Here is a 561-nt window from a genome sequence, read left to right on the forward strand (position 1 = left end):
GAATCAATTGGCATTTCGCGAGCCGGTGAATGCATGACAGGGCGGAGGCCACGATGCTTGCGCCAAACTGGGGTCCGGTTCCAGGCCTGAAGCTTCCGGCCCCGAAAGCCGTCCTTTACGCCTGCGATCATTTCCGTTCCGCATTGTCTTGCCGACCCACCAGTCGAGATGCGCTGAAACGACCTCGCCGGGCAGCAACTTATCATTTGAACCTAATCGATGTGCCGCAAGTCCGACCTTCATTCTTCAGTTCACAGGCTAGCGTTGCCAAAATCGGCGTGCCGCCTAACCGGCGCCGCACCGTGACCTGTCAGGATGCTATGCAGGCGCGAGGCAGAAGCTGGCTCGAGGCCGCCGGCCTGGTGCTGGTCCGGCAGCGGCCGGGCTCGGCCAAAGGCTTCATGTTCCTCTGGAGGATGAGACGGGTGCGGCAAACGTCGTCGTCTGGGTCAAGATCTCTCGAGAAATTCCGGCGCGTGCTTCTTGCTTCGGCCATGCTCGGCGTCCGCGGACGCATCCGACGGAAGAGGAGGTGGTGCACCTCGTCGCCCACGAGCCTGT

The 561-nt window shown here is 61.9% G+C and carries 1 pseudogene; it reads left to right on the top strand.

What is annotated here, in order from left to right:
* Positions 1 to 290: 290 nt before the first annotated feature.
* A pseudogene (locus EN879_RS40510) lies at positions 291 to 561 on the top strand (OB-fold nucleic acid binding domain-containing protein); the annotation flags it as partial.

Source organism: Mesorhizobium sp. M7A.F.Ca.AU.002.02.1.1, from assembly GCF_003998535.1.
Lineage (GTDB): Bacteria > Pseudomonadota > Alphaproteobacteria > Rhizobiales > Rhizobiaceae > Mesorhizobium > Mesorhizobium ciceri.